Genomic DNA, 25508 nt, shown 5'->3' with positions numbered 1-25508 from the left:
GACGTTACAAGTTGCCGGGCCGCGCCGTTCGGTCTACCGTTTCCGGCGGAGGCGATCATGGAACGTGCGGTGTCGGACCCGGCGGACGGCGACGGCGATCGCGGCGCGGCGACGCCGGCCTTCTTCACGCCGCACCGGCAGAGCCCCCTGCCCGACCAGGTGTACGAGCAGCTGCTGCTGCAGATCGGCAGCGGCCGTTTGGCGGTCGGCGGGCGCCTGCCGTCGGAGCCGCGGCTGTGCGCGGCGTTCGGCGTGTCCCGGCCGGTGGTCCGGGCGGCCCTGGCGCGGCTGCGCGCCGACGGCGTCGTCGAGTCCCGCCGCGGCTCCGGCAGCTTCGTGCTGCGCGAGCCGAGCCGGGAGTTCCTGCGCGTCGCCCCCAGCGGCAGCATCGCCGAGCTGATGCGCTGCTACGAGATGCGCGTCGCCCTGGAGGGCGAGGCGGCGTTCCTGGCGGCGCAGCGGCGCGGCGCGGCGGAGCTGGCGGCGATGGAGGCGGCGGCGCGGCGGCTGGAGCAGGCGATCGCCGCCAACGACATCGGCGCCGACGCCGACGTCGCCTTCCACCACGCCGTCGCCGAGGCGACCCACAACCACCTCTTCGTCCAGGCGATGGAGAGCATGCGCCGGCCCCTGCGCGACGGCATCGCCACGGCGCGCCGCCTGTCGCAGATGGCCGCCGCCGAGCGCCTGACCCTGGTCCAGCGCGAGCACGCCGCCATCCTCGACGCCGTCCGCGCCGGCGACGGCGAGGCGGCGCGCACGGCGATGCGCCTGCACATCGAACGCTCGCGCGACCGCATGGTCGGGTTCATGGGCTAGCGTCGGCCCTCCGGACGGTCAGTCGGCTACCGCACCGCGTCGAGCGCCCACATCCAAGCGGCCAGCACCACCGCCCCGGCAAGCAGGAAGCGCCCGTTCCAGCCGCTCCCGGCGGTGCCGCCGGGCACCCCGGCCATGCGGGCGATCATCAGCGTCGCCGCCCCCACCGGCGTCGTGCAGGCCGACAGCGCCCAGGCACCCATCAGCCCGCTCGCCAGCACCATCGGCTCGATGCCGTGCTGGGTCAGGTGGGCGAAGCCCTGGCCGAACACGGTCACCGTGACGATCTGCGGCACGCCGTAACGGGCCAGCACCATGATCGCCCAGGCCAGCAGCACCATGATGGCGAGGCCGGGCAGCGGCAGCGCGGCGACGAGGCGGGCGGCCTCCTGCGGCGGGATGAAGGCGGCGCCGACGGTGCCGACGAAGGTGGCGCCGCCGATGATGACGAACTCGTTGCGGAACGCCGGCATGCTGACGGTCAGCCGGCCGCCCAGCCGGCGCGCCGCCTGCCAGGGAGCGGCGAAGCCGGCGCCGCGGTGCTGGGCGGTCAGCCACAGCCACGCCGCCACCGGCACCGCCATCATCGCCCCGGCGATCGGCCGCACCCCCAGCGCCAGCGCCAGCGCCATGGCGCCGGCCACCACGGCGGCGATCAGCCCCGTCAGCCCGGCGAGCGGCCGCCACGCCATCGCCGGGCGCTGCGGCGGCACGGCCGGCCGCGGGAATTCGGAGCGGTCGACCGCCCACGCCACCCCCAGCAGGATCGCCCCCAGCAGCATCTGCAGCGGCATCAGCCGCCACCAGTCGAGCCCCGGGATGGCCGCCGTGGTGACGGCGAAGGACACCGACAGCGGCGACCACACGGTCATCGTGACGAAGCCGCGCAGCACCGCCGTCAGCATCCGCCGCGTGCGGATCGCGGCGATGCGGGCGTCGCCGCCGGCGGCCTCCAGGGTGTTGCCGCGCAGGACCATGGTGCCCAGCAGGGTCAGGACGCCGAAGTTCAGCACCACGGCGATGAGGTGGCTGCCCACCGCCAGCACCAGGAAGCGGCGCCCCGGCGGCTGGCGCACCATCAGGTCGCCGCAGCGCTGCACCAGCGCCGAGCTCTGCGCGGCGTCGCGCAGCAGGCTGAGCGAGGCGAGCAGGCCGACGACCAGCGCCGCCCCGGTGAGGCCGCGCAGCACGGTGGCGCCGGGCGCGTCCAGCAGCGCCCAGGCGGCCGCCGCGCAGGCCAGGCAGGCGCCCAGCATGATCCGGCCGCCGCGGGCCAGCGCCGGCGCCTCGAGCGCCATGAACAGCAGCATGGCGGTCGCGGCGACGGCCTTGACGGCCGGCTGCCCGGTCAGCTCCCAGGCGACGGCGCCGCCGGCGATGACGGCGACCGCCAGCGTCGACAGCAGTGCGGCAAGACCCGGCGGCAGGCCGGACGAACGCAGGGGGATGGACAAGGGGTGTTCCTACCGGGCTCCGGGTGCGGCGGCGTGCGAGGTGCGGACATTGTCGTAGAAGCGGCGCTCGCCGCAACGCAGTTCCCGTCATGGCACCCCGTCGCACGGCGGGCGGGGGCGACGTCTGCCGGGGCCGTCCCGCCAGCGGACGGAAGCGCGCGGTTGTCCTGACGACCAACAATGCAGCGTATCGGCGATTCTTGTGCAACCGCGAACAGTGCTTCGGGTAGAGTGGCGTCGCCGCCGCCGCCGGGGCGGCGGCCCAGCAGGAGGAACGACGATGCTTCTGCACAGGAAACTCGACGAGATCCTCGGGGACGAAGGCGCGGTCCAGCGCAGCGCCCCGTCGGTGGAGATCACCGGCCACGACCCGATCTACCCCACGCCCTTCCGCGTCGGCGAGGCGGGGGCGGTGGCGCTCGCCGGCTACGCCATGGGCATCAACGAGATCTGGCGCCAGCGCAGCGGCCGCGGGCAGACGGCGGTGATCGACGTGGCGGCCGCCGCGGTGTCGCTGAAGAGCGTCGCCCACCTGCTGCAGCAGGGCTATCCCGTGCCCTTCCCCGATCCCGCCTACCCGCTGACCGACTTCCACCGCTGCCGCGACGGCCGCAGCATCTTCCTGCACGCGGGCTATCCGAAGCTGCGGGACGGGCTGCTGAAGCTGCTGGGCTGCCCCAACGACCGCGCCGCCATCGACGCCGCCGTGGCGACCTGGGATTCCGGGGAACTGGAGGACGCGGCGGCGGCGGCGGGCCTGTGCGCCGGCATCGCCCGCAGCGCCGCGGAATGGGAGGCGCACCCGCAGGGCCGCCTCCTCGCCGCCGAGCCGGTGGTGCGCATCGACCGCATCGGCGACGGCGCGCCGCAGCCCTTCGCCGCCGCCGCGCGGCCGCTGGCGGGCGTGCGCGTGCTCGACCTCACCCACGTGCTGGCGGGCCCCACCGCCACCCGCACCCTGGCCGAGCAGGGGGCGACGGTGCTGCGGGTGCGGGCGCCGCAGAACCCGACCATCCCCTCCTTCGTCATGGACACCGGCCACGGCAAGCTGTCCACCGTGCTCGACCTGACCCAGGCGGGCGCCGCCCGGCGCATCGAGGAGCTGATCGGCGAGGCCGACGTGCTCGTGCAGAGCTACCGCCCGGGTGCGCTCGACGCGCTCGGCTTCTCGCCGGCCGCGGTGGCGGCACGGCGGCCCGGCATCGTCTACGTCTCGGTGAGCTGCTACGGCGACGAGGGGCCGTGGGGCCAGCGCCGCGGCTGGGAGCAGCTGGCGCAGTCGGTCACCGGCATGGCGGTGGTCCAGGGCTCGCCCGACGCGCCGGCGCTGAGCCCGGTCTACCCCAACGACTACGTCACCGGCTACCTCGCCGCCTACGGCGTGACGGCGGCCCTGCTGCGCCGCGCCGAGACGGGCGGCAGCCACCACGTGCGGGTGTCGCTGTGCCGCACGGCGATGTGGCTGCAGTCCTTCGGCACCGTGCCGGCCGACCGCATCCCGGCCGAGCCGCAGGTCCCGCCCGGCCTGCTGCCCCGGCTGATGCTGGCGCGCCAGACGCCCTACGGCCGCCTCGACTTCCTCGGCCCGGTCAGCTCCTACTCGGAGACCGTTCCCTCCTGGGAGCGCCCGACCGTGCCGCTGGCGGCCGACCCGCCGGTGTGGCCGCGCTTCCCGGCGCTGGAACCGGACGAGGCCGCGACCGCCGAGGCCGTGGCGGTGTGACGGCGGCGGTCCGGCGGCCGCGCACCGGCCCTCCGCTCAGGGCGGCAGGCGCCGCGGCGGCGGCTGGGCGGGCGCCGCCGGCAGCCCGTTCTTCAGCCGCAGCACGTAGGTGATGACCTCGGCGACCGCCTGGTAGTGCTGCAGCGGGATCGGCGCGTCGACCTCGGCGGTGGCGTGCAGGGCGCGGGCGAGCGGCGGGTTCTCGACGATGGGCACGCCGTGCTCCTGGGCCACGGCGCGGATGCGCAGGGCGACCAGGTCGGCGCCCTTGGCCAGGCACATGGGCGCCGGCATGCGGCCGCGCTCGTACTCCAGGGCGACGGCGAAATGGGTCGGGTTGGTGATCACCACCGTCGCCTTGGGCACGTTCGCCATCATCCGCCGCTTGGAGCGCGAGCGGCGGATCTCCTTCAGCCGGGCGCGGGCGTGGGGATCGCCCTCGATCTGCTTGTACTCGTCCTTGACCTCCTGGAAACTCATGCGCAGGCGCTTGCGCCACTCCAGCCGGTTCCACAGCACGTCGACCGCCGCCATCAGGACGGTCGCCAGCAGGACCGCCAGCAGCAGGCGCAGCGTCACATCGCGCAACAGCACCGGCAAGCCGGCGACGTCCATGCCCACGCTCCCCTCCGTCCATGCGATGTAGGGCGCCACGGCGTACCACGCCGCGGCGCTGATGATGCCCAGCTTGACCAGGCTCTTGACGAACTCCACCACCGCTTGGCGCGAGGCGATCCGCTTCCAGCCGGACGCCGGCGACAGGTGCGACAGCTTCGGCCGGATGCGTTCGGTGGCGAACAGGAACGGCCCCTGGCCGAGCGCCGACACCACCACCCCGACCGCCAGCACCCCCAGCACCGGCAGCAGCGCCGCGCCGACCCCGAGGATCAGCCAGTGCAGCCGGTGGACGACGTCGAAGGCCGTGCCGTCGAGGCGGATGTCGTCGGGATTCTCGATCAGCGGCAGCAGCAGCGACGCCATGTTCGACATGGCGCCCGGCGCCACCAGCAGCACGATCATCCAGGCCGCCGCCATGGCGGCCAGCAGGCCGACGTCGCGGGCGCGCGGCACGTCGCCCTTCTCCGCGGCCTCGCGCAGGCGTTTCTCGGTCGGCTCCTCGGTCTTCTGGTCGTCGTCCTGCTCCGCCATCGCGCCGCCCCGCCTCAGTGCCCGTAGAGCCAGGTGGCGAGCGCGTCGACGAAGCCGCTGAGCATCGCCCCGGAGGTCACCATGAACAGGCCGAGCCCGACCAGCAGCAGGACCGGGGTGCCGACGAAGTAGACCGGCATCGCCGGCATCACCCGGTTCACCAGCCCGAGCGTGATGTTGAGCACCAGCCCGAACAGAAGGAACGGCGCGGCGAGGCCGACGCCGAGCCGGAAGGTGGCGGCCACCAGCTCGGCGAAGCGCCGGGCCAGCGCCCCCAGCTCCGGGAACACGCCGACCGGCCAGGTCGCGTAGGAACGGAGCAGGGCGCCGATCATGAGATAATGGACGTCGGAGGCGAACAGCAGCGCCAGCCCGCCGATCAGCAGCACGCCGGACAGCACCGAGCCGCCCTCGAAGCCGCCGGCGTCGACCGTGAAGGGGTTGCTGAGGCCGATCACCTGGGCGGCCAGCCCGCCGGTCGCCTGCAGGGCCGCCAGGAACAGCTTGGCCCCCAGGCCGAGGAAGGCGCCCACCAGGATCTCGCCGACGAACAGCCCGACCAGCACCGCCGGATCGTCCGGCACCGTCCCGGGCAGGCCGGGCACGGCCGGCAGCAGGACCAGGGTGACGAGCAGCGCCACCGCCAGCCGCACCGGCACGGGCACCGCGTTCTCGCCGAATCCCGGCATGGCGCCGACGGCGGCGGCGACCCGCACGAACACCAGGAAGGCCCGGAAGACCTCCTGGACCAGGAGCTGCGCCAGCGGGTCCGCCACCGGGTCCATGGCCGGCCTCACACCTGGTCGATGGTCTTGAGCGCCGCCTTGCGGTGCAGCTCGGCGTGGCTGAGCACCGGCGTCATCGGGCTCACCCGCTCCAGCAGCGAGCGCACGAAGGGCCGCACCTCGGCTCCCACCAGCAGGGCCGGCCAGACCTGCGGCGTGGCGTGCTTCTGGATCTTCAGGCGCAGCGCCGTCAGGAACTCCTGGACCTGGCTCGGCGGCATGACGAAGCGGCGGTCGTCGCCCTCGACGACGATGTTCTCCATCAGCACCTGCTCCCATTTCGGCGACAGCGCGATCACCGGCACGAAGCCGTCGGACCCGGCCAGGCCCTGGCAGATCTGCTGGCCGAGGCGGGCGCGGACGTGCTCGGTGATCAGGGTGATGTGGCGGGTCCAGCCCACCGCCTCGGCGACCGCCTCGACGATGATCGGCAGGTTGCGGATCGACACCCGCTCGGCCAGCAGCGCCTGCAGCACCCGCTGCAGCACGACCATGGAGATCTGGCTGGGCACCATGTCGTTGATCAGCTTCTGGTACTCGCGCCCCAGCCCGTCGATCAGCTTCTGCAGGGCGGCGAAGGTCAGCAGGGTCGGCAGATGGTCCTTGATGACCTCGGTGAGGTGGGTGGTGATGACGCTCTCCGGGTCGACCACCGTGTAGCCCTTGGCGACCGCCTCCTCGTGGCGGGCCGGGTCGATCCACTTGGCGTGCAGGCCGAAGGTGGGCTCGCGCGTCGATTCGCCCTGCACGTCGGCCACCTCGCCGCCGGTGGGATCGATGGCCAGCAGGTGCTTGGGCCGCACCTCGCCCTTGGCGACCTCCACCCCCATGATGCTGACGACGTAGCTCTTGGGCGCCAGGAAGCTGGAATCCTTGATGCGCACCGAGGGCAGGACGAAGCCGAACTCCATGGCGAAGCGCTTGCGCAGGGTCTTCACCTTGCTGGTCAGCGGGCCGTTCTTGTTGAGGATCAGCGGCACGAGGTGGTTGCCGACCTCGACCTTGACCTCGTCGACCTTGAGCATCTCCTCGACCGGCTCCTCCGGCGGCTGGGCGGCGGCCGGCTTGCGGCTCTCCTCCAGCTTGGCCAGCGCGGCCAGCCGGGCGCGTCGGCGCGGCGCGTACCAGCCGAGCGCGCCGAAGCCGCCGGCCACAGCCATGAAGGGCGCGAAGGGCAGGCCCGGCGTCAGGGCCAGCAGCCCGAGGAGGCCGGCCGCCACCATCAGCGCCTTGGGATGGGCGCCGAGCTGGTCGACCACCACCTTGTCGGCCGAGCCGGTGTTGCCGCCCTTGGTGACGAGCAGGCCGGCGGCCAGCGACACCACCAGCGCCGGGATCTGCGTCGCCAGCCCGTCGCCGACGGTGAGCGTGGTGTAGGCCGAGGCCGCCGCCTCGAAGCTCATGCCCTGCTGGACGATGCCGATGGCCATGCCGCCCAGCACGTTGATGCCGGTGATGATGAGGCCGGCCACGGCGTCGCCGCGCACGAACTTGGAGGCGCCGTCCATGGCGCCGTAGAAGGTGCTCTCGTCCTCCAGCTCCTTGCGCCGCCGGCGCGCCTCGACGTCGTCGATCATGCCGGCCGAGAGGTCGGCGTCGATCGCCATCTGCTTGCCCGGGATGGCGTCCAGGGTGAAGCGGGCGCCGACCTCGGCGATGCGGGTGGCGCCCTTGGTGATGACGACGAAGTTGATGACGACGAGGATGCAGAAGATCACCACGCCGATGACGAAGTTGCCGCCCATGATGAACTGGCTGAAGCCCTGGATCACATGGCCGGCGGCGGCGGTGCCGCTGTGGCCGTCGCTGAGGATCAGCCGGGTCGAGGCGATGTTGAGGGCGAGGCGCAGCATGGTGACGACCAGCAGCACCGTCGGGAACGACGAGAAGTCGAGCGGCTTGGGGATCCACAGCGACACCATCAGGATCAGCACGCTGACGGCGAAGGACAGGGTCAGCCCCATGTCGAGCATCCACGACGGCACCGGCAGGAACAGCACCGCCAGGACCAGCAGGATGGCGACCGCGAACAGCACGTCGCGGTTCGCCATGCCGAGGTCGCCGAGGATGCCGAAGCGGGTGCGGACGTGTTCGGTCAGCGTCATGGCGTCACGTTGGCTCCGAAGGAAGAGGCCCCCGCGGCCCCGCCGGGCATCCTAGGGGGGCGCGGTAAAACCGGGATTTAAGCCGGCCGCTCAGGGGCGGGCGTCGGGCAGCAGCGGCTGCGCCGGCGCGTCGGCGAACAGGCTCGACAGGAAGGCCAGCCGGCCCAGCTCGGCGGTCGTCCACACCGGCGCCGCGCCGCGGCGCTCCGCCGGCTGCCGCGGCCCGGCGGCCAGCGCCTCCAGGTAGCCGAGCGCGTGCGCCACCCAGCGCCGGTTGCCGACGACCCGCTCGCGGTAGGCGGCGCCGCGCTCGGACTGGGCGGAGTGGTAGCGGGCGATGGCGGCCTCCAGCGACCCCTGGTCGCGCCGCAGCCCGCCGAGGAAGGCGGCGGCGTAGGCGGCGTTGGCGCCGGGGTCGAACGCCGTGTCGAGATCGGCGAAGGCGTCGGGGTGCCACTTGAGGTTGATCTGCAGGCAGCCCACGTCGATCGAGCGCACGCCGCGGTCCTGCTCGGCCCGCACGAAGGCGACGGCGGCGGCGCGGCTGGCGAAGTAGCGCGACCGTCCCTCGCTGTTGACGGTCCACGGCCACACCGTGAAGAGGCGGTCGTCGGTGCGGCGCCCGGCCTCGGTGAACCCCATCGCCAGCAGCAGGTGGTCGGCGATGCCGGCCGCCCGCTCGGCGTCGAGGATGGCGGCGATGCACTGCGCCTCGGGCGGCAGGGCGCGGCGCGGCGGCACGGCGGCGCCGGCCCCCGGAGGCGGCGCCGGCAGGGCGTAGAGGGCCGGCGTCCAGGCGCCGATCTGCGACGGCGACGCCGCGGCCACCGCGGCGGCCCAGCCGCCCAGCAGAGCGGCCAGCGCGGCGGCGATCGTCCCGCGGCGGCGCGCCGGCCCCATGGCCCTACTCGACCGACACGATCAGATCGGTCAGCCGTTCCGAGTAGGTGGCGAGCGCGCCGTACATGAACGGCAGCGCCAGCACCACGACGACCAGGATGGCGACGATCTTGGGCACGAAGGTCAGGGTCATCTCCTGCACCTGGGTCAGGGCCTGGACCAGGGAGATCGCCACGCCCACCACCACGGCGACGGCCAGCGGCGGCGCGGCGACCAGCAGCACCGTCCAGATGCCGCTGCGCAGCACCTCCAGGACGTCGGCCTCGTTCATGGCGGCTGCCCTCACACGCCCATGCGCATGATTTCCTGATAGGCCTGGACCATCTTGTCGCGGATGGCGACCACCGACTGCACCGTCATCTCGGCGGCGAGCACGGCGCGGACCACCTCCTGGGCGCTGGCCTTGCCGGCCACCGCCGACATCGACACGCGCTCGCTCTCCTGCAGCGTGTCGACGGCGTCGGCGATCTGCCGGTCGAGGAAGGTGCCGAAGTCCGTCTCCGCGGCGCCGCCGGCCGGCGCCGTGCCGAAGGCGCCCTCGGCGGCGGTCGGCATCGTCGGCGCCGGGGCGGCCAGCGCACCGCCGCGGTTGGCGGCGTAGGCGGCGGCGACGCGGGCGATGGGCATCTCGATCATGGACAGGCTCCTCAGCTCCGCAGCAGGTCGACGACCCGGTTCATCATGGCGCGCGACTGTTCGATGACGTTCATGCTGGCCTCGAAGGCGCGGCCCGCCTCACGCATGTCCATCATCTCGATCAGCGGTTCGACGTTGGGCTGCTTGACGTAGCCCTTGTCGTCGGCCGCGGGGTGCGAGGGATCATAGGCGAGCGAGAAGTCGCTGCGGTCGCGGCCGATCTGCTTGACCCGCACCACCTCGGCGCCGAGCTCGCGGTCCATCACCGAATCGAAGGACACGGTCTTGCGGCGGTAGGGATCGCCGCCCCTGGTGGACGCCGTGGAATCGGCGTTGGCGAGGTTCTCCGCCACCACCCGCAGGCGCGTCGCCTGGGCCTGCAGACCCATGCCGGCGATCTTCAGGGTGGCGGTCAAGGCATCGTTCATGGTCTCTTTCCTCCTCCGCCGGGACGCGGGTCACGCCGGCCGTCAGCCGCCGGACCGCCACGCCAGGCGCAGCATCTGCATGTTTCGCTGGAACAGCCCGGTGGTCAGCGCGAAGGCGTCGCCGGTGTCGCTCGCCTTCGACATCTCCTGATCGAGCGACACGGCGTTGCCGGACGGCGTCGTCTCCCAGGGCACATAGGCGTGGTCCTCCCGGAAGCTGCCCGCCGGACGCGCGCTCGCGAGGTGCAGCGCCGCGGTGCGGGCCGGCACGACCGGTTGGATGTCGTTCAAAATCGCATCGAATGGCTTCAGGTCACGCGACTTGTAATCCGGAGTGTTGGCGTTCACGACGTTCTCGGCGATCACCTTCTGGCGCTGCGCCAGGTAATCGAGCCGAAGTCCCGCCAGCTTGAACACGCCGATTTGGCTAAAATCCATGGCGCCCTCTTCATGCGACGTTGGAAGGGACGATGAGGCGGGCGGTTTAAAACCGGATTTAAATCGGCCCGTCTATGGTGCCCGGCGCAGGAAGCGACGGAGAGACGGGCGCATGCGGGTGCTGGAAGCGTTGGCGGCGGAGATCGAACGCCTGCCGATGACCACGTGGCGAGGGAGCATCCGCGCCGCCACGGGCATGACGGTGGAGGTCGACGGGCTGCAGCGGGTGCTGTCGGTCGGCGACAAGTGCCACGCCGAGACCGTGCACGGGCGGCGCGTGCTGTGCGAGACCGTCGGCTTCCGCCACGGGCGCTCGCTGCTGATGGCGTTCGACGCCCTCGACGGCGTCGCCGAGGGCTGCGCGGTGCGCACCGACGACACCGCCTCCACCCTGCGCCCCGGCATCGGCTGGCTGGGGCGGGTGGTCGACGCGCTGGGCCAGCCGGTCGACGGCAAGGGGCCGCTGCGCAACGGCGAGCACCCCCGTTCCCTGCGCCAGCCGCCGCCGGCCGCCTGCGCGCGCCGCCGCGTCGGTGCGCGCATCGACACCGGCATCCGCGTGGTCGACGCCTTCGTGCCGCTGTGCCGCGGCCAGCGCCTCGGCGTGTTCGCCGCGTCGGGGGTCGGCAAGTCGACGCTGCTCTCCATGTTCGCCCGCAACGCCGCCGCCGACGTCATCGTCATCGGCCTGGTCGGCGAGCGCGGCCGCGAGGTGCGGGAGTTCATCCAGGACGACCTCGGGGCCGAGGGGCTGGCCCGCTCGGTGGTGGTGGTCGCCACCTCCGACGAGCCGCCGCTGATGCGCCGCCAAGCGGCGCTTTTGTGCATGACGGTGGCCGAGGAGCTGCGCGACCAGGGGCTTCACGTGCTGTGCCTGATGGACAGCGTCACCCGCTTCGCCATGGCGCAGCGCGAGATCGGGCTGGCCGCCGGCGAGCCGCCGACCAGCAAGAGCTATCCCCCCAGCGTCTTCGCCGAGCTGCCCCGCCTGCTGGAGCGCGCCGGCCCCGGTCCCGACGATTCCGGCGGCCGCCCGCCCGGCGACATCACCGCCATCTTCACGGTGCTGGTCGACGGCGACGACCACGACGAGCCGATCGCCGACGCCGTGCGCGGCATCCTCGACGGCCATCTCGTGCTCGACCGCAAGATCGCCGAACAGGGGCGCTACCCCGCGGTGGACGTGCTGCGCAGCGTGTCGCGCACCCTGCCCGGCTGCCACAGCGCCGCCGAGAACCGCAGCGTCGCCCGCGCCCGCGCCGCCATCGCCACCTACGAGAACATGCGCGAGATGATCCGGCTCGGCGCCTACAAGCGCGGCACCGACCCGGACGTCGATTCCGCCATCCTGCTCCAGCCCCGGCTGGACGAGTTCCTGCGCCAGGGCAAGGACGACCGCCTGGCCGCCGCCGCCACCTTCACCCGCCTCGACCAGCTGCTCGCTTCCCCGGGAGATCGGCCATGAGCGTCAACACCACCCTCGCCAGCCGGGCCCTGTCGCCGACCCAGGCCAAGGACCGCTCCACAGCCGAGGCCGACACGGTCCCGGCCGAGTCGCCGGGCATCGGCTTCGAGGACGTGCTCGACGCGGTCAACCCGCTGCAGCAGCTCCCCGTCGTCTCCGCCGTCTACCGCGAGACGACGGGCGACACCATCTCGATCCCGTCGCGGCTGGCCGGCGGTCTCCTGTTCGGCGGCGTCGCCGGCCTGATCGGCAGCGCCGCCATGGTGCTGTTCGAGGAGGCGACCGGCGACAGCGTGCTGGGCCACCTGCAGACCATCGCCGACGGCGCCCTGGCCGAGCCGGCCGCCGCACCCGGAGCCGCCCTGCCCTACCTGGCGCGGCCGGACGCGGCGCCCCCGGCCGGAACGGGCGAGCCCTCGGCGGCCGCCCTGGCCGAGGCGCTGAAGCGCAAGGTCAATGCCGCCGCTGCGGCCGGCGAGGCGCAGGCCGCCGCCGCGCCGGCGCTGGACCCGAAGCTGCTGGCCCAGCTCTACGAGCTGGAGGCGACCGACGCCCGCGAGGAGGGCGCGATCCGCCTGTAGCGGCGGCGCCGTCGCGGCCGGCCCGGCCCGGCGCCGCGCCCCCGTCGGCAAGCGCCGATTCCGTCGGCGCGCGGCGGCGGCACGCACCGGCGCCGGCGCCGTCGTGACCGGGCCGGTGCCGGCCGAGACGACCGTCCGGGGACCGGGCCCCCCGGAGACCGGCCGCCGCGAAACGTTAACGCCGCTTTTCCAGACCCCGCATAGCGTGGCTCCCGCATCCCGCCGAACGGAACGGACACCGCGATGAACCGCAAGCAGCGCAGGATTCAGGCGAAGACGGCTCCGCAGGCGGGGCCGGCGCGGACGTTCGATCTGGCCGTCCGCCATCACCAGGCCGGCCGACTGGCCGAAGCCGAAGCTCTCTACAACCGTGTCCTCGCGGTGGATGCCCGCCACGCCGACGCGCGGAACATGCTCGGGGTGATCGCCCACCAGACCGGCCGGCAGGAGCTGGCGCACCACCAGATCCGAACGGCGATCACGCTCCATCCGGACGCGCCGGATCATCATGCGAAGCTCGGCATCGTCCTGCGCGCGCTCGGTCGCCTGGAGGAGGCTCTGGCAGCCTACGACAGGGCGCTCCAGCTCGATCCGGGTGCGGCCGACGCTCACTCCAACGGCGCGATCGCGTTGTTGGACCTCGGCCGAGCGGACGAGGCCCTGAAAGCCTGCGACGCCGCCCTCGGCATCCAGTCCGACTACCCCGAAGCGCATTGCAACCGCAGCAACGCCCTGCGCAAGCTGGGGCGCCCGGCGGAAGCCCTGGCCGCCAGCGAAGAAGCGCTGCGGATCAGACCCGATTTCTCCGAGGCGCACTGCATCCGCAGCCAGGCCTTGCGCAAACTGGGACGCCTGGAGGAGGCGCTGGTCGCTTGCGACGAAGCGCTGCGGATCAAGCCGGACGACTTCGAGGCGCATTTCTACCGAGCCAAGGCTCTGACGGACCTCGGCCGCCTGGAGCAGGCACTGGCGGCGTACGAGGCGGTGCTGCGGCTCAAGACCGGCCACGCCGCGTCCCATTCCAACACGCTCATGAACTTGCATTACCGGGAGACGGACTCGAAGGGCGCCATTCTCGCGGCGGCCCGGTGCTTCGGTTCCGTGTTCGACCGGCCCCCTTGCGACCCCTTCGCCAATGCGCCGGTTCCCGGGCGCCGGCTGCGCGTCGGCTACGTCTCCGGCGACTTCTGCCAGCACCCCGTGGGCTATTTCATCGAAGCGGTCCTCGCCCATCACGATCCCGCCGCGGTCGAGGTCTTCTGCTACAGCACCCTCGACAAAAGCGACGACGTCACCGCCCGGCTGCGGGCCCATGCCGGCCACTGGCGCAGCCTCGTCGGCCTGAGCGACGACGCCGCCGCCGCCCTGATCCGCGCCGACGCCATCGACCTCCTGGTCGACCTGTCCGGCCACACCGCCGGCAACCGGCTGCTGGTGTTCGCCCGGAAGCCGGCCCCGGTGCAGGTCTCCTGGCTCGGCTATTTCGGCACCACCGGGCTCTCGGCGATGGACTACGTCCTGGCCGACCGCCACGTCGCCCCGGAGGCCGACGACGGCGCCTTCACCGAGCGGGTCTGGCGCCTGCCGGGCAGCTATCTCTGCTTCACGCCCCCCGATCTCGACGTCGCCGTCACGCCGCGCCCGCCGCGGCCGGTGACCTTCGGCAACTTCAACAACAACCCCAAGACCTCGCCCGCCACCATCGCCCTGTGGGCGCGGGTGCTGGCCCGGGTGCCGCAGTCCCGCCTGCTCCTCAAGACCAGGGCGCTGGGCGACGCGGCGGTCCGCCGGCACCTGACGGAGCGCTTCGCCGCCCACGGCGTCGCTGCGCCGCGCCTGATCCTGGAAGGGGGCGTGCCCCGCGCCGAGCTCCTGGCCGCCTACAACCGGGTCGACGTCGCCCTCGATCCCACCCCTTACGGCGGCGGCACGACGACGGCGGAAGCCCTGTGGATGGGGGTGCCGGTGGTGTCGCTGCGCGGCGGCACCTGGGTCGGGCGGGTCAGCGAGAGCATCCTGACGACCGTCGGGGTCGGCGAGCTCGTCGCCCCCGACGCGGACACCTACGTGTCCATCGCCGCCGCGCTGGCCGACGACGGCGCGTTGCGCGCCGTCCTGCACGCCCAGCTGCGCCGGATGCTCGAAACCTCCCCCCTTTGCGACGGCGCCGCCTTCACCCGCCAGTTGGAAGCCGCCTTCCGCGGCATGTGGCGCGCCTGGTGCAACAGCAAGACCACGGGACGGCGTGGCCACGGGCACGACCCGGCTCGTCCCGGCGGCGGACCGCCCGGGGCGCGGAGCGCCGTCGAAGACCGGCCACCGCGAAACGTTAACGCCGCTTTTCCCAGCCTCACGTAGCGTGGCCTCCGCATCCCGCCGAACGGAACGGACACCGCGATGAACCGCAACCAACGCAGGGCTCAGATGAGAGCGGCCCCGCAGCCGGCGTTGGCGCAGACGTTCGAGCTGGCCGTCCGCCATCACCGGGCCGGCCGACTGGCCGAGGCGGAAGCTCTCTACAACGGTATCCTCGCGGTGGACGCACGCCACGCCGATGCGCAGAACATGCTCGGCGTGATCGCCCATCAGACGGGCAAAAGCGCGTTGGCGGTCGAGCGGATCGAAAGGGCCATCGCCCTCGATCGGAACGCGCCGGGCTATCGTTCCAACATCGGCATCGTCTTGCGCGCGCTCGGTCGCCTGGAGGATGCCCTGGCGGCCTACGACGCGGCGCTCCGGCTCAATCCGCAATTGGCCGACGCCCATTCCCACCGCGGCGTGATCCTGTTGGACCTCAACCGCACGGCAGAAGCCCTCGCGGCCTTCGATGCGGCGCTCAGGTTCCGATCCGACTATCCCGAGGCTCACGCCAATCGCAGCATCGCCCTGCTTACCCTGGGACGCGTGGAAGACGCTCTCGCCGCCAGCGAGGACGCGCTGCGATTGAGGCCCGACTACGCCAAGGCCCATGTCCATCGGGCCAACGCCCTCACGGGTCTCGGTCGCTGGAAGGAAGCGCTGGCCGCTTGCAAAGACGCGTTGCGATTGCACCCCGACTATCCCAACGCGCATTTCGTCCGGGCGAACGCCCTCACGAATCTCGGTCGCTGGGAAGAAGCGCTGGCCGCCTGCAAAGACACGCTGCGTTTCAAGCCCGACCATGCCGAGGCCTGTTTCACCCGGGCCAACCTCCTCGTGCTTCTCGGTCGGCCGGAAGAAGCGCTCGCGGCGTACGACACGGCGCTGCGCTTGAAGATCGACGATCCCGACCCACACGACAACAGACTCCTCGCCCTGCATTATCGCGAGACGGATGCGCAAGGCGCCATTCTCGCGGCGGCCCGGTGCTTCGGTTCCGTGTTCGACCGGCCCCCTTGCGACCCCTTCGCCAATGCGCCGGTTCCCGGGCGCCGGCTGCGCGTCGGCTACGTCTCCGGCGACTTCTGCCAGCACCCCGTGGGCTATTTCATCGAAGCGGTCCTCGCCCATCACGATCCCGCCGCGGTCGAGGTCTTCTGCTACAGCACCCTCGACAAAAGCGACGACGTCACCGCCCGGCTGCGGGCCCATGCCGGCCACTGGCGCAGCCTCGTCGGCCTGAGCGACGACGCCGCCGCCGCCCTGATCCGCGCCGACGCCATCGACCTCCTGGTCGACCTGTCCGGCCACACCGCCGGCAACCGGCTGCTGGTGTTCGCCCGGAAGCCGGCCCCGGTGCAGGTCTCCTGGCTCGGCTATTTCGGCACCACCGGGCTCTCGGCGATGGACTACGTCCTGGCCGACCGCCACGTCGCCCCGGAGGCCGACGACGGCGCCTTCACCGAGCGGGTCTGGCGCCTGCCGGGCAGCTATCTCTGCTTCACGCCCCCCGATCTCGACGTCGCCGTCACGCCGCGCCCGCCGCGGCCGGTGACCTTCGGCAACTTCAACAACAACCCCAAGACCTCGCCCGCCACCATCGCCCTGTGGGCGCGGGTGCTGGCCCGGGTGCCGCAGTCCCGCCTGCTCCTCAAGACCAGGGCGCTGGGCGACGCGGCGGTCCGCCGGCACCTGACGGAGCGCTTCGCCGCCCACGGCGTCGCTGCGCCGCGCCTGATCCTGGAAGGGGGCGTGCCCCGCGCCGAGCTCCTGGCCGCCTACAACCGGGTCGACGTCGCCCTCGATCCCACCCCTTACGGCGGCGGCACGACGACGGCGGAAGCCCTGTGGATGGGGGTGCCGGTGGTGTCGCTGCGCGGCGGCACCTGGGTCGGGCGGGTCAGCGAGAGCATCCTGACGACCGTCGGGGTCGGCGAGCTCGTCGCCTCCGACGCGGACACCTACGTGTCCATCGCCGCCGCGCTGGCCGACGACGGCGCGTTGCGCGCCGTCCTGCACGCCCGGCTCCGCCGGATGCTCGAAACCTCCCCCCTTTGCGACGGCGCCGCCTTCACCCGCCAGTTGGAGGCCGCCTTCCGCGGCATGTGGCGCGCCTGGTGCAACAGCAAGGAATCCCGGTCATGAACGCTCCATTGTTCCGCGAGGCCACCTGCCCGGCCTGCGGGCACCACGTCGCGATCCCGTTCCTGGACGGCGGACTGCAGCCGCTGGCCACCATCGCCTGGCCCAGATCGGCCGCGGACGCCCGCAATCTGCCGCGCTACCCGCTCGACTTCGTCCGCTGCGTCGCCTGCGGCCACGTCTCGAATGTCGCGTTCGACTACGGCAAGGTGCCGTACACGGACAAGCCCAACCTGATGTTCAACCGGGCGGCCAAATGGTCGGCCTTCCTCGACGAGACCAGCAGCCGCGTTCTCTCCTTCCTCGGCGATGCGCCGACGGTCGTCGAGATCGGCTACGGCGACGGCAGCTTCCTGGCGGCGCTGGCCGAGCAGCGGCCCGGCGGGCGCTACATCGGCTTCGATCCGCACGGCGCCAGCGGCGGGGACGGCCCCCTCGAGTTTCGACGCATGCTGTTCGATCCCGCCGTTCATCTGGCCGAGCTGCGTCCGGACATGCTGATCAGCCGCCATGTCCTCGAGCACCTCGTCAACCCGCTCGGCTTCCTGCAGGGCATCGCCTTCGCCTCGGCGTCGCTCGACCTGTCGCCGCTCGCCTATTTCGAGGTTCCCTGCATCGACAACGCCCTGCGGCACGGACGGACCGTCGACTTCTACTACGAGCACAGCTCGCAGTTCACGACCACCTCGTTCCACCGCATGCTGTCGCGTTCCTCGTGCGAGATCATCGACCTCGGCCACGGCTACGGCGACGAGGTGGTCTACGGGCTCATCCGTCTGGACGGCGGCGCCGCCTTCCTCAAGTTCGCTCCCGGCGCCAAGACCTTCAACGAGGTCACCCGGGAGGCCATGAAGACGATTCCCGCCACCCTCGACGCCCTCCATCGCTCCGGCCAGCGGGTGGCGGTGTGGGGCGGGACCGGCAAGTCGGCGGCGTTCATGTGCCGCTACGGCGTCGACGCCGAGCGCTTCCCGCTGGTCGTCGATTCCGACCCTGCCAAGGTCGGCACCTTCGTGCCGGGCACGGGGCAGGAGATCCGCTCGCGCGACGCCCTGCGCGAGCCGCCGGTCGACGTGGTGATCATCCCGCCGCAGTGGCGCGCCGCCGACATCGTGCTGGAGATGGACAGGGCGGGGATCGCCGCGGCGGCGATCCTGATCGAGCATCAGGGCCGGCTGATCGATTTCCACAAGGACCGGCATCCCTACCGATGACGCCGGGGGCACCCGTCGGACGCTCCACCGCTGAACCGCGCCGGGATTGCCGGAGGCCATTCGGCTTGATCGCGCCGCGATGGCGACCTCTTCGGCTCGAGCATAGTAGCGCGCCTCGGCGGGACGAAGGTTGCCGATGGGTTCGAGCAGGCGCCGGTGGTTGAACCCGTGGCCCCATTCCAGGGTGGCGACCTCGACGGCTTCCAGAGTGCGCCACGGTCCGCGGCGCCGGATCACCCCGGTCTTGCAGAGGCCGTTGATCGTCTCCGCCAAGGCGTTGTGGCTGTGCTGGCCCTACGGGCCCGCAACGGTCGCCGACGCCGACCACGGAGGGTCCGCCGATCGCCCGGTCCCTCCCCTCACCACAGGGCGGCGCGCGACGACCGCTCGATGCCGCGGATCTGCGACAGGCCGGGGAGGATCTCGGAGCGGATGAACTCCAGGCGGCGGATCGGCCCGCCGCCACGGGCGAAGCGGGACTTCCACAGGCTCATCTTGACCGCCAGGCCGCACAGCACGCCGCCGATGGTCAGATGGTGGGTGATGATCAGGTTGCGGATGAAGTGGAAGCTCTCCGCGTTGATGTCGCGCCAGAACTCGCGGGAGCGGTTGTCGAAGCTCTCGAAGCGGCCGGTGATCGAGGTGGTGATCTCCGTGAGGTCGCGCCCCACCTCGTCGAGCATCCGCCCCTGGCGCGCGTCGCGGCGCACCTCGTTGGCCTCGTGCAGCTCCAGCATCCAGTCGAGGAAGGCCTGGACGTCGGGGACGATGTCGTCCAGGCAATGCTTGAAATAGGCCAGCGACAGGAAGATGTCGGCGTATTCCTCGAGGAAGCGCGGGATCGCCGAGAGCGGGATGTCGAGACGGTCGGCGGTGAGCTGCAGGCGGCGCCGCGCCTCCTCGACGTCGGGCGCGGCGAACATGCGGATGAGCTGCTCCAGGCTGGAGATGCTGTCGTCGCCGGTGCCGTAGACGTGCTCGATCAGCGGCCGGGTGAAGACCCGCATGTAGCCGGTCAGCTCGGCGCGCTTGGCGTCGGACAGGCGCAGGGAACGCGCCTCGTCGACGTCGATGTTGAGGCGCCGCAGCTCCAGGCGCAGGCTGTAGATGTCGAAGCTGGCGGCCGTGGCGATCTGCGACAGCATGTGGACGTCCTGCCGCATGACCGCCTCGTCGACGCCGAAGCACACCGGCAGCTGCTCGATGCGCACCTGGCCGCTGCCGGTCTGGGCGTCGTTGAAGACCTCGGCGACGGTCTCCAGGCGGACGTTCTTGATCAGCCGCGCCCGCCGCAGCGCCGGGTTGCTGAGAGGCAGGATCGACAGGGGCAGGATGTGCAGGGCGTCGCGCCCCTCGTCGGCGAGGTTGCGCCCGCCGCGCGGCGGAGGGGTGGCGGCAGCCGGCATCCGACTCCGGTAGCGCCCCCTGCCGTCCCGCGCCTCCAAATGCAAGCCCTCCCCCGCCGCCGTGCACGCCCGCGCGTTCAGAAGCGCGGGAAGTTCAGCAGGGTCATGGTGATGGATGGGTCGATCGAGATGATCGACGACCCGCCGCCCGACAGCGGACCGATCGACGGCGTGGCCGCGGCCACCGTCGCGCTCCCATTCTGGATGTCGTACATCACCGCGAACCGGTCGAGCATCTTCGCCACCTTCTCCGGATCCTTGAAGTCGGCGACGTCCATCCGCTTGGACAGGATCTCCTTCTGCTTGTCGACGTCGAGCATGCCCAACTCGTCGGGCAGGTCGAGCATCGTGTAGACGACCTCCCGCAGGGCCTTGTCGGCCATCACCTGGTACCAGTTCGTCAGGGTCGGCGCCTTGCGCTGGAAATAGAGGCCGAGACGCACCGCCGGGTTGGTCTCCTCGGATTCCACCTCCAGGTTCACCCGGACGTAGCGGTCGACGATCGCCTGGACGACCTTCGGCTCCTTGAGCGCCAAGCCGCCGGTCTCGGCGAAACTGAGGACCGTCGCCATCTCCTTGAACTTGCTGTCGTTCAGGCGGTTGGCGAGGGCCCCGTCATCGACCACGCCCTGCTCCAGCACCTTGCGGATCAGGGCTCTGGCGTAGATCTGCGATTCCAGGTCGAAGGCTTCCATGACGAAACGGTAGAGCCGGTCGTCGGCCATGAACGCGTCGACCGTGGACACCTTGCCGATGTTGGCCTTGAAGTATTCGATGTCGCGGGTCACCGACGGCTGCTTGAGGATCATCTGCTCGTAGCGGTCCTCGTTGGCGGTGACGAGCCGCAGGTCGGTGATCGTGGTCATGCCTCGATCTCCCCGCCTGGAGGCGCGGCGCGCCCGGTCCCGCCGTCGTCGCCCCCGCCGCCGTCGCCCTCCGCCTCTTCCACCTCGTCGGGGGAACGGTAGCCGGCGGGAATGCGCATGATGACGTCGCCGGTCGCGGTGTCGAGCACCTCGGTGTACATGCGGCCGGTGCCGCCTTCGAGGTTGACGCGGTAGGGCTGGACCATCGGCTTGCGGGCGATCTCCGCGGCATCGCTCCTGGCCGATTCCTCGACGACCTCGGTCGGCTTGGTGGTCTCCGCCTGGGCGGCGCGCAGCCGCTCGGCCTGGCGCAGGCGCGCCTCGGCGATGGTCTCGGCGCTGGCCGGCGGGCGCTCGCCCGAGGGGCCGGTCACGCCGGTGACGGGGGACGTCATGGCATCATCCTCCCGGATGGTGGTTGGCGGCGTCCGCGGCCGGCTTGGGCGGCGGCGACGCCAGCAGCGTGTCCTCGTACTCCATCACCGGCCGCAGCGCGGCCAGCGCCTTGTAGTAGTCGCGCTCGCCGATGTGCCCCATGGAACGGGCGATCCGGTCGCGGATCTCGGGCCGCAGGAAGGCGGTGTAGAGGGCGGCCATCATGTCGGTCACGGTGCCGATGCTGGTCGCCGCGAGTTGCGGGTCGAGCAGCATGCTCTGGATCAGGAAATAGGCGCGGCGCACCGGGGTGCGCGCCTCCTCCTCCTGCAGGATGTCGCTGCCACGGATGATCTGCGCGAAGTTGGACACCGTGAGCGTGTAGCGGCGGTTCTCGTTCTGCACCACGCAGCCGTTGATCACCACCCTTTCACTCGGTTTCAGGCGGAGCTTAAGAGCCATGGGCCAGATCCTCGGCGGGCTGGGGGACGCCTTGCAGGCCCTGCATCACCGCACGGTTGATGTCGATCAGCAGGGTGGGCGCCCCCTCGCCGCGCAGGATGCGCCTCGTCTCCCGGTCGACCGTGAAGGACAGGGAGACGAGGCCGGCGCGCAGCGCGTCGGGCAAAGCGTTCGCCTCGTCCAGGAGATCGGCGCGCAGGACGCTCCACAGCTCGAGGTTCCGCCACAGGGCGTCCTTGAGGGCGGGAGAGTTGCGGTCCGCGTCGCGGTGCTTCTCCAGGGCGACCGTGATCCGCAGGAAGACTCGGTACTCGATCCTGCGGGGAGGGTCGCACTCGGCGATGGTCTGCTGATAGGCGGCGATGCTCATAATCGCACCTTTGGCGTTTGTCAGGAAAGGCGTCGCGGCGGCACGATCTCGGCGCCGACCGTCGGTTCGACCACGCCGGGCACGGCAAGGCGGGGGAAGCCGGCGCCGGCCCCGAAGGGAACCGGCGCCGGTCCGGCGGGTTAGCGGAACAGCGACAGGATGTTCTGCGGACCCTGGTTGGCGATGGACAGCGCCTGCGTGGCGAGCTGCTGCTGGACCTGGAGGGCCTGCAGACGGCTCGATTCCTCGGTCAGGTCGGCGTCGACCAGGAGGCCGATGCCCTTGTTCATCGAGTCGGTCAGCTTCGACAGGAAGTCCGTCTGGATGCCGATGCGGTTCTCGATCGAGCCGAGCACGGCGGCCTTCTCGATGACCTTGGTCAGCATGTCGTCGATCGCCTGCAGCGAGCGAGCGGCGTTGTTCTCCATGTCGAGCTGCCGCAGCTGGGCGAGACCGCCGAACGCGTCGCTCTCCTTGGTCTCCATCCACACGCCCTCGATCTTGGCCGTGTAGTTGGTGTCCGCGACGGTGTTGGTCGCCGCCAGAGGATCGGTCGCCGTGTCGTCGGCCTTGTAGCCGCCGGCCACGGTGAACTGGAGCTGGCGCGAACCGCCGATGGTGGCGAAGGACACGCTGAGGATACGGTCCTTCAACTCATTCTCGGCGGTGGCGTAGTCGACCGGCGCGCCGGCCGTGTTGTCGCCGAGGAAGTCCTCCGCGATCGTCGCGATGTCCGCCTCGGCCTGGGCGATCGTGCCGAGCTTGATCGTCGTCGTGCCGGTGGTGGAGGTGACGCCGCCCGTGGTGGCGGCCGACAGGTCGTAGGTTTCCGCCGTGCCGTCCGCGTCGATGTCGTAGACGAAGGCGCTGTTGGCGCTGTCGAAGGCCGCGCCGACCGCCAGGGAGGTCGCCTCGGCGTAGGACGTCGCACCCTCGAAGTCGTTGGCGTTGGCGGCCAGGTACCCCGCATAGGCGGCGTCGTAGGCCGTCTTGACCGAAATCTCGCGCTCCTTGGCGACCGCGAGTTCCTTGGACTGCTCGAACACCGCCGGCAGCATCGCCGCGTAGGACTGCTTGGCGATGGTGTCGTTGATGCGCTCGACGATCGCCGCCTCGGTGGTCGCCTGGTCGGTGTCGTAGACGATGTCGCTGAGGTCGACCTCGATGTCCACCGCGACCGGATCCATCACGAGCGTCTGGACGTCGCCCGCGCTGTCCGTGTAGTTGATGGTCATCGCCTCGGTGGTGAACTTGAACGACAGGTTGTCGAGGCCGAGGTTCTGGCCATCGATGTAGGTGCCGGTCGCCGTGCCGACGTCGAACACCATGGAGGCCTTCGCCGAGACGGTGGAGTCCACCTCCTGCTCGATGGTCGCGCGGCCGATCACCGAGTCGGAGCGCATGTCCTGGCGGTTGAAGGAGATGTAGCTCGGGGTCACGCCGCCGTCGGCACGGCTCAGGGTCGACAGGACGTCGACCTCCAGGTCCTTGGCCGAGCCGTCCGGCGAGTAGCTGACCTCCAGCCAGTTGTCGCCGTTGAACGAGGCGGCGTTGACGATGCCCTCGATCTGGCCGATGAACTGGTTGACTTCGTCCTGGATGAACTTCGGATCGGTGCCTTCGGACTGAGCGGCGACGATGCGCTGCTTCATCTCCGTCAGCATGTCCTTGACGCTGTCGGCGCCGTTGGCGGCCGAGATGGCCGTGGAGGAGCCGAGGCCGAGCGCGTCGGAGACCGCCTTGAAGCCGGCGACGTCGGACTTCATGGTGGTGGCGATCGACCAGTAGGCGGCGTTGTCGCTCGCCATGGCGACCTTCAGGCCGGTCGAGATGCGGTCCTGGGTCGTCTCCAGATCGCTCGTGACCTTGCGCAGGGTCTGCAGCGCGGTCATCGCCGAGGCGTTGGTCAGAATCGAGGCCATGTGTATCTCCATTCGCGAGATTCATAGCGCCTTTCTGACGCCGGGGCCCGGTCGCGCAGGCCTTCCCGATCATGTGCGGGAGCGCGACTGGCAAAATCATCGTGACCAAACCGGTTTAAGCCGAGGTAAAAAATCCGGACGGGTTTCCCGTCGTTGGTTTTCCCTTACCCTCTCACCAGTACTGACCGGATTTTTAAAACAAATACATCACTCTTCCACGAGGTCAGCGGCCGACGGCCCGCAACGGCGCTCCCGCCACCGCCGGTGCGGCGGGATACATCGCCAGCCGGCCGGTTCCCTTGGGGGCCGTGTGCAGCAGGCGCTCGCGCAGCCGGGCGCTGATGTCGGTGACGACGTGCTCGGGCGGCGCCTCGAACTTGTAGCCCCGCCCATAGACGGTCTCGATGTAGCGGCCGCCGCCGGTCGCCTGGTCGATCTTCTTGCGCAGCTTGCAAATGTAGACGTCGATCACCTTGTCGAGCGGGTCCGATCCGGAGAGGCCGTAGACCTCCTCGTAGATGTGCTCCTTCGACACGACCCGGCAGTGGTTGAGCGCCAGGACGGTGAGGATGGCGTGCTCGCGCTGGCTGAGGCGCAGCCGCGTGCCGTCGACCTCCGGGTCGCGCCCGTCGAGGAACACGGTCAGGCGTCCGACGGTGACGGCGTTGCTGGTCAGCCCGTAGGAGCGCCGGCAGATCGCCTCCAGCCGGGCCCGGATCTCGGTGCTCACCACCGGCTTGACCAGGACGTCGTCGGCGCCCGCCCGCAGGATGTTGGCGGTGGTGTTGGCGCAGCGCCGGTCGATCAGGCAGACGATCGCCGCCGTCACATGGTTGGCGCGCAGCAGCGACACGCACCCCACGGTGTCGCCGACCTCCCCGATGATGATCGCGTTGTAGTTCAGGGCGACGTGCCCCCGGTCGTTCACCAACTCGTGAAGCCCGGCAAGGTCGATTCGGTCATGGTTAATCTTGCAGAGATCGAGCTGCCTCCCGATGGCTTCGGCGATCAGGTCTCCTGGTTCGATCAGCAACGTCCGCATGGGATTCTCCATCGCGCAGCAAGCAAGGGGAACACGTTGCCTTTTAGCCAATTTATTGCGTGTCACACCCTTATCACAGCACCAAAGAAGCCCGCACTTCCGCACGATGTCAATAGTCTGAGGTACCTTGTAAGGTTTATGCAAAACGGCGGATTAACCCGTTTTAAAGGATCAGTGCACGTCATAATGCCATATAAAATTTTAAGCGATGGCGGTTTTACTGTATTGGCGCAGCGAAAACTCAAAGCGAACGGCCATCCCCGCCCCTGACCGCTTGGTCGGACATGGTTAACGGCGAGGAGAGTCGGTTAAGCCGGCGTAGGAAAGCGTAAATGCGCGTTTAACCCTAACTTGATAATTAACCGGCCGTGGAAACTCTGGAGGCTCGCATGTGCGAAAGCGTCACGGCTGGAACTGCGATCGGGCTGTCCGCTGCTTTTGGATTGCTGGCCGCCGCCTGCACGCCGATCGCCGCCGCGCCCGACAGCGACTATCGCCAAGCGCTTGAAAATGCAGCGTACGCAGGACAGTGCAGCGGTCCGGCCGTGGACCGGCTTTGGACAGCATACCGGCGCTGGTACGCCGCCGGAACGGCGGTCGCCGGCTATGACCGGACCGACGAGGCCGCCGCCCTGCTGCGCCAAGCGGGCGTGTTCGCGACCATGGACTGCCCGGAACAGGCCCGGGCGTCCTACACCGCCGTGCTGGAGCGCTATCCCGAACCGGGCTTGGCGGGGCTGCGCGAGAGCGCCTCGGACGCCCTGCGGACCCTGCCGCCGGCGCCCGCCGAGTCACAGCCGGGAGCACCGCCCCCGCCGCCCCCGCTTCCGGAGAACCAGCCGGTCGTCCTCCATCCCTGAGGCGGAGC

24 protein-coding genes and 1 pseudogene are annotated in these 25508 nt (G+C 71.0%); 8 read left to right on the top strand and 17 right to left on the bottom strand.

Annotated elements, in window-relative coordinates:
• The first annotated feature begins 57 nt into the window (after window positions 1-57).
• The gene (locus tag ACSBPG_RS13995; protein ID WP_435537790.1) at window positions 58-819 is read left to right on the top strand and encodes a FadR/GntR family transcriptional regulator; all 762 of its coding nucleotides are present in this window, start codon (window positions 58-60) and stop codon (window positions 817-819) included.
• Window positions 820-845: 26 nt separating this feature from the next.
• Here ACSBPG_RS13995 and ACSBPG_RS13990 read toward each other — a convergent pair whose 3' ends face one another.
• Window positions 846-2273, bottom strand: a complete 1428-nt coding sequence (locus ACSBPG_RS13990; protein ID WP_435537789.1) for a hypothetical protein — start codon at window positions 2271-2273, stop codon at window positions 846-848.
• 280 nt (window positions 2274-2553) lie between these two features.
• On the opposite strand from ACSBPG_RS13990, the gene ACSBPG_RS13985 reads away from it, so the two are divergent.
• Window positions 2554-3996 (top strand): CoA transferase, encoded by a 1443-nt coding sequence (locus ACSBPG_RS13985; protein ID WP_435537788.1) that lies wholly within the window; start codon window positions 2554-2556, stop codon window positions 3994-3996.
• Between the two features lie 36 nt (window positions 3997-4032).
• Here ACSBPG_RS13985 and flhB read toward each other — a convergent pair whose 3' ends face one another.
• The 8 genes from flhB to ACSBPG_RS13945 all read right to left on the bottom strand — a co-directional run bounded on the left by flhB (window position 4033) and on the right by ACSBPG_RS13945 (window position 10437).
• Window positions 4033-5145: a flagellar biosynthesis protein FlhB gene (gene flhB, locus ACSBPG_RS13980; protein WP_435537787.1), complete on the bottom strand. Its 1113-nt coding sequence runs from the start codon at window positions 5143-5145 to the stop codon at window positions 4033-4035.
• A 14-nt stretch (window positions 5146-5159) separates the two neighbouring features.
• Window positions 5160-5930 (bottom strand): flagellar biosynthetic protein FliR, encoded by a 771-nt coding sequence (locus tag ACSBPG_RS13975; protein ID WP_435537786.1) that lies wholly within the window; start codon window positions 5928-5930, stop codon window positions 5160-5162.
• Between the two features lie 8 nt (window positions 5931-5938).
• Window positions 5939-8035 (bottom strand): flagellar biosynthesis protein FlhA, encoded by a 2097-nt coding sequence (flhA, locus tag ACSBPG_RS13970; protein ID WP_435537785.1) that lies wholly within the window; start codon window positions 8033-8035, stop codon window positions 5939-5941.
• Window positions 8036-8125: 90 nt separating this feature from the next.
• Complete coding sequence (locus ACSBPG_RS13965) at window positions 8126-8935, bottom strand: lytic transglycosylase domain-containing protein (RefSeq protein WP_435537784.1); 810 nt, start codon at window positions 8933-8935, stop codon at window positions 8126-8128.
• Window positions 8936-8939: 4 nt separating this feature from the next.
• Window positions 8940-9206: a flagellar biosynthesis protein FliQ gene (fliQ, locus tag ACSBPG_RS13960; protein WP_435537783.1), complete on the bottom strand. Its 267-nt coding sequence runs from the start codon at window positions 9204-9206 to the stop codon at window positions 8940-8942.
• 11 nt (window positions 9207-9217) lie between these two features.
• Window positions 9218-9571: a flagellar hook-basal body complex protein FliE gene (locus ACSBPG_RS13955; protein WP_435537782.1), complete on the bottom strand. Its 354-nt coding sequence runs from the start codon at window positions 9569-9571 to the stop codon at window positions 9218-9220.
• An 11-nt stretch (window positions 9572-9582) separates the two neighbouring features.
• Window positions 9583-9999, bottom strand: coding sequence for a flagellar basal body rod protein FlgC (gene flgC / locus ACSBPG_RS13950; protein WP_435537781.1), 417 nt, complete (start codon window positions 9997-9999; stop codon window positions 9583-9585).
• 42 nt (window positions 10000-10041) lie between these two features.
• Entirely contained in the window at window positions 10042-10437 is a 396-nt protein-coding gene (locus tag ACSBPG_RS13945; protein ID WP_435537780.1) for a flagellar biosynthesis protein FlgG, read from the bottom strand.
• Between the two features lie 112 nt (window positions 10438-10549).
• On the opposite strand from ACSBPG_RS13945, the gene fliI reads away from it, so the two are divergent.
• The 5 genes from fliI (at window position 10550) to ACSBPG_RS13920 (ending at window position 18197) form a co-directional block, all read left to right on the top strand.
• A complete protein-coding gene (gene fliI, locus ACSBPG_RS13940) occupies window positions 10550-11902 on the top strand; it encodes a flagellar protein export ATPase FliI (RefSeq protein WP_435537779.1) in 1353 nt (450 codons plus the stop codon).
• Window positions 11899-12483, top strand: a complete 585-nt coding sequence (locus tag ACSBPG_RS13935) for a hypothetical protein (protein ID WP_435537778.1) — start codon at window positions 11899-11901, stop codon at window positions 12481-12483. The genes fliI and ACSBPG_RS13935 overlap by 4 nt, the downstream gene beginning before the upstream one ends.
• Before the next feature lie 243 nt (window positions 12484-12726).
• Window positions 12727-14841 (top strand): tetratricopeptide repeat protein, encoded by a 2115-nt coding sequence (locus ACSBPG_RS13930; protein WP_435537777.1) that lies wholly within the window; start codon window positions 12727-12729, stop codon window positions 14839-14841.
• A gap of 39 nt (window positions 14842-14880) precedes the next feature.
• Window positions 14881-16986, top strand: coding sequence for a tetratricopeptide repeat protein (locus ACSBPG_RS13925; RefSeq protein ID WP_435537776.1), 2106 nt, complete (start codon window positions 14881-14883; stop codon window positions 16984-16986).
• Window positions 16983-18197, top strand: coding sequence for a methyltransferase domain-containing protein (locus tag ACSBPG_RS13920; RefSeq protein ID WP_435537775.1), 1215 nt, complete (start codon window positions 16983-16985; stop codon window positions 18195-18197). The genes ACSBPG_RS13925 and ACSBPG_RS13920 overlap by 4 nt, the downstream gene beginning before the upstream one ends.
• Window positions 18198-18269: 72 nt before the next feature.
• Here the strand turns inward: ACSBPG_RS13920 and ACSBPG_RS13915 are convergent.
• The 8 genes and pseudogenes from ACSBPG_RS13915 to ACSBPG_RS13880 form a co-directional block, all read right to left on the bottom strand.
• Window positions 18270-18491, bottom strand: a pseudogene (locus ACSBPG_RS13915) (IS3 family transposase); the annotation flags it as partial.
• A 65-nt stretch (window positions 18492-18556) separates the two neighbouring features.
• On the bottom strand, window positions 18557-19603 hold the full coding sequence (locus tag ACSBPG_RS13910) for a hypothetical protein (RefSeq protein WP_435537774.1): 1047 nt from the start codon (window positions 19601-19603) through the stop codon (window positions 18557-18559).
• 77 nt (window positions 19604-19680) lie between these two features.
• The gene (locus ACSBPG_RS13905) at window positions 19681-20469 is read right to left on the bottom strand and encodes a DUF1217 domain-containing protein (protein ID WP_435537773.1); all 789 of its coding nucleotides are present in this window, start codon (window positions 20467-20469) and stop codon (window positions 19681-19683) included.
• Window positions 20466-20864 (bottom strand): hypothetical protein, encoded by a 399-nt coding sequence (locus tag ACSBPG_RS13900; protein ID WP_435537772.1) that lies wholly within the window; start codon window positions 20862-20864, stop codon window positions 20466-20468. The genes ACSBPG_RS13905 and ACSBPG_RS13900 overlap by 4 nt, the downstream gene beginning before the upstream one ends.
• Before the next feature lie 4 nt (window positions 20865-20868).
• The gene (locus ACSBPG_RS13895; RefSeq protein WP_435537771.1) at window positions 20869-21306 is read right to left on the bottom strand and encodes a flagellar biosynthesis repressor FlbT; all 438 of its coding nucleotides are present in this window, start codon (window positions 21304-21306) and stop codon (window positions 20869-20871) included.
• Window positions 21296-21676: a flagellar biosynthesis regulator FlaF gene (flaF, locus tag ACSBPG_RS13890; RefSeq protein ID WP_435537770.1), complete on the bottom strand. Its 381-nt coding sequence runs from the start codon at window positions 21674-21676 to the stop codon at window positions 21296-21298. The genes ACSBPG_RS13895 and flaF overlap by 11 nt, the downstream gene beginning before the upstream one ends.
• A 140-nt stretch (window positions 21677-21816) precedes the next feature.
• A complete protein-coding gene (locus ACSBPG_RS13885; RefSeq protein WP_435537769.1) occupies window positions 21817-23598 on the bottom strand; it encodes a flagellin in 1782 nt (593 codons plus the stop codon).
• Window positions 23599-23821: 223 nt separating this feature from the next.
• Window positions 23822-24640, bottom strand: a complete 819-nt coding sequence (locus ACSBPG_RS13880) for a response regulator transcription factor (RefSeq protein WP_435537768.1) — start codon at window positions 24638-24640, stop codon at window positions 23822-23824.
• 545 nt (window positions 24641-25185) lie between these two features.
• Here ACSBPG_RS13880 and ACSBPG_RS13875 point away from each other — a divergent pair.
• Complete coding sequence (locus ACSBPG_RS13875) at window positions 25186-25500, top strand: hypothetical protein (RefSeq protein ID WP_435537767.1); 315 nt, start codon at window positions 25186-25188, stop codon at window positions 25498-25500.
• The last annotated feature ends 8 nt before the right edge of the window (window positions 25501-25508 follow it).

This window comes from Azospirillum sp. ST 5-10, from assembly GCF_051225715.1.
Taxonomy (GTDB): domain Bacteria; phylum Pseudomonadota; class Alphaproteobacteria; order Azospirillales; family Azospirillaceae; genus Azospirillum.
Note: the sequence above shows the minus strand (reverse complement) of the source record. Positions and strands in the feature narration are given on the sequence as shown.